Below are 3,268 nucleotides of genomic sequence, written 5' to 3'. Positions count from 1 at the left end.
CCGTCGATCAACCTGCGGTGGCTCCACTTCCGCGGTCGGCCCCTGCCCGTCGGAGCCGGGAGCAGCGGTTCCAGGATCCGCCACTGCCGGTCCGTCAGGTCCTTACGTGCTCCGATCGATAGGCTGCTCAACGAGGTCTCCGGGCGGGCGGTCTTCTTGGTCGTTGATCACCTACCGGAGACCTCACCCATGTCCGAGCACCGACACGCCCACCGCGGCCGCCCGCCGACTTCTTAAACAGCTCCTAGTTGGCGGCTGGGGACACGTTCACCACCCCGGGCGGGCGGCTGGTCTTTCACGTGTTCGCCGCGCTGGCCGAGTTCATCCGCGAGCTGATCGTGGAGGGCACCCACGAGGGGCTGGCCGCCGCGCGCGCCCGCGGGCAGCGCCTCGGCCGGCCCCCGGCGATGAGCTCCGAGCAGATTCGCCACGCCCGCGCGCTGCTCGTCGAGCCGGACAACACCGTGGCCTCCATCGCTCGGCTGCTCGGGGTCAGCCGCTCCACTCTCTACAAACACGTCCCCGAGATCGCCGGGCGCCGCGGCGGCCGCCCGCCGCAACCGGCACCGACAGGTGAGGTTCCGTGAGCAGCGGTATCTGGTGCCAGCGCTCGACTTGGTGCCCGCGCACAAGAACGCGAGGTAGGTCGCTGCGGGCGCGCGTCGCGCTGCAGATGCGGTGACACCGCGAGCCTGGCCGCCGAGGCCGTGCCGTCGTTGACCGGTTGCCGCAGGGCGGTGACGGTGAAGGTCCCGATGTTGCTGCCGATCCGGCAGCAGAGCCGAGCGGCTCGTCACGGGCTCGGCAAATGCGAACAAACAGCCGATTGCGCCAGGTCCGCCGGGGTGCAACCGTGGCCGAGCGGAACCCGCCACTGTGCGGCCTCGCCACGCGGTGGCAGCCATCGAGTGGAGGTGGGTCTCCATGGGGATGTTCGACCCGGAGTGGATGAAGGCCTGGCAGGAGGCCGTAAACCGGGACCGGGCGATGGAATACGTGCGGCGCTTCATGAATACGGACTTCGTCATCGGCTTCGGCGACACGGAGTACCTCGTCTCGGTCCGTGGCGGCAACGTCGAGCGCGTGTCCGATCAGTGGACCATCCAAGACACGTGGGAGTTCGCGCTCCGGGGACCGCGTGAATCATGGGAGAAATTCGTTCAGCCGGTCCCACCGCCGATGTACAACGACATCTGGGCGATGGCGCACCCGCTGCACGGACGCTTGCGGATGGAGGGCAACGTGAAGGTGCTCTGGCAGCACCTACGGTCCGTGACCTGGATGCTCGACCATATGCGTGAACTTCAGCCGGTGCCTGCGTAGGCGCCGGATCGGATACAGGAGCTTGGGAAGATGGCGACGAGGCACGACCCCATCGTTGGTCGTTACGTTTACGTTCCCTACGAGGCGGCAGAGTATCGAGTGTTCTACGAGGAGGCTGGGGGAGGAATTCCGCTGGTCTGCCTGCACACCGCTGGTACCGATTCACGCGAGTACCGTCACCAGCTCTCGGATCCCGACATCACGAGCAGCTTCCGCGTAATCGCCCTGGATCTTCCGCGTCACGGAAAGTCAATTCCGCCTCCCGGCTTCCAGAATGAGGAGTACCGGTTGACGGCGAAGTTCTACTCGGAGTTCATCATTGCATTCTGTGACGCCCTGGGGCTGGAGCGACCTGTCATCATGGGCAGTTCTATGGGTGGCAATATCTGCTTACACCTGGCGCTCCATCACGAGGAGAAGGTCCGCGCCTTGATCGCGATCGAGGCGTGCGACTACTCGCCCGGCTGGTTCATCGACTGGCTGTACCATCCCGAGGTACATGGCGGGGAGGCGTGCGGCACATCGGTGTTCGGCCTGATGGCGCCGCAGAGCCCGGAGGAGTACCGCTGGGAGACCTGGTGGTATTACGCGCAGGGTGGCCCCGGAATCTTCCGCGGCGATCTGTACTTCTACAGCGTGGACCACGACTTCCGGCAGCTCGCCGAGAAGATCAGCGGCAACGTCCCGATGTACCTCATGACAGGTGTCTACGATTTCGCCTGCACGCCGGAGATGACCGCCGAAACCGGGAAGAAGCTCAAGGGGTCCGAGACCATCATCATGGAAGAGATCGGGCATTTCCCGATGAGCGAGAACCCTGTGACGTTCAAGAAGTACCTCATGCCCGTGCTGGAGAAGATCATGAGCCGGGAGCTTCAGGCGCAGGCAGGCGTCTGAAGCCACCACGCTCCCGGCCCAGAGGTGTCGGAGGAAGGCGGTCCTGCTCCGCTCGGTCGGGTCGGCGGACGTAGGCAGCGTCGGCCGGGGGATGTTCCGGGAGCGCGCGTAGAGGAGCGGCCTGACCGAGCGAGCGGTGCGGGCTCCTTGTCTGCGGTCGCCGTGATGGCACCGCACCTGGCTCGGGTCCTACGCGGGATCCGGGCGTCCGCCCGACCACCGCGCTCAGGCTAGTGCGGTTGGCCCGTGTGGCGCGCCACACTTGAGGGGGCAGCCCGTGAGAACGAGGTGAGCGAGATGAACGAGACCAAGCGCTGGAACGTCGACATCGTTATCGACGAGGAGGGCGACCGCACCCGGGCGGTCGCCCGGCTGCATGCGGGTGACACCGATCAGCATGTGGGCGTCGGCCTGGCCCGGCTCAACCCGGCTGATCTAGACGTGCCGGAGATCGGTGACGAGCTCGCCACCGCTCGGGCCCTGTCCGAGCTGAGCCACCATCTGCTCGACGCTGCTGCGGGGGACCTCGAGCAGGTCACTCACCGGCGGACCCACCTCCGGATCTGAATATGCGCGCCTCGGCCGGTCCGTCGGTCGGGTGCCTCCGCATACGCCGGCGCAGGACGGGGCCGGCTGAGTAAACGGCCGCGCCGCTGCTCCGGCTACGCGCGCTCACCCGGCCGAGGATCCAGCAAGGTCGGGGTGACCCCGCACGTCGAGTACGCCCCACTCGATCGCCGCCGGTCTCGACGGTCACTCATCTCTCACCGCAACGTGGCCGCCCACTGGTGCTGCCAGAGGGGAGACGTACCTCGTAACCAGCCTTCTGCCGGCAGGTGGCGCGGCGGTGCAGGGATTGCCGGATCGTTCTTCGCGACGCCGAGCGGCGTTAGCACGCCGAGCAACGTCGCCGCGCCGAGATGGCCGAACAGCGCACCAGCCGCGACGAAGCCACGATCGGCTCCCTCACCGAGCAGCTCACCGCCGCCCGCACCGCCGCCGACACTCAGCAGGAGAAGGCCGCGCAGGCCCGCGCCGAGCTCGCCGC

General features: G+C 67.2%; 4 protein-coding genes and 1 pseudogene. 4 read left to right on the top strand and 1 reads right to left on the bottom strand.

Annotated elements, in window-relative coordinates; genetic code table 11:
* The first annotated feature begins 248 nt into the window (after positions 1-248).
* The 4 genes from JWP64_RS11770 (at position 249) to JWP64_RS11755 (ending at position 2,787) form a co-directional block, all read left to right on the top strand.
* Positions 249-587, top strand: a complete 339-nt coding sequence (locus tag JWP64_RS11770) for a recombinase family protein (RefSeq protein ID WP_297495800.1) — start codon at positions 249-251, stop codon at positions 585-587.
* Between the two features lie 337 nt (positions 588-924).
* A complete protein-coding gene (locus tag JWP64_RS11765) occupies positions 925-1,323 on the top strand; it encodes a hypothetical protein (RefSeq protein ID WP_297495798.1) in 399 nt (132 codons plus the stop codon).
* A gap of 30 nt (positions 1,324-1,353) precedes the next feature.
* On the top strand, positions 1,354-2,220 hold the full coding sequence (locus JWP64_RS11760) for an alpha/beta hydrolase (RefSeq protein ID WP_297495796.1): 867 nt from the start codon (positions 1,354-1,356) through the stop codon (positions 2,218-2,220).
* Positions 2,221-2,517: 297 nt separating this feature from the next.
* Positions 2,518-2,787, top strand: coding sequence for a DUF1876 domain-containing protein (locus tag JWP64_RS11755; RefSeq protein ID WP_297495795.1), 270 nt, complete (start codon positions 2,518-2,520; stop codon positions 2,785-2,787).
* 197 nt (positions 2,788-2,984) lie between these two features.
* On the opposite strand, the pseudogene JWP64_RS11750 reads toward JWP64_RS11755, so the two are convergent.
* Positions 2,985-3,268, bottom strand: a pseudogene (locus JWP64_RS11750) (hypothetical protein); the annotation flags it as partial.

Source organism: Pseudonocardia sp. (genome assembly GCF_025465255.1).
Lineage (GTDB): Bacteria > Actinomycetota > Actinomycetes > Mycobacteriales > Pseudonocardiaceae > Pseudonocardia.
Note: the sequence above shows the minus strand (reverse complement) of the source record. Positions and strands in the feature narration are given on the sequence as shown.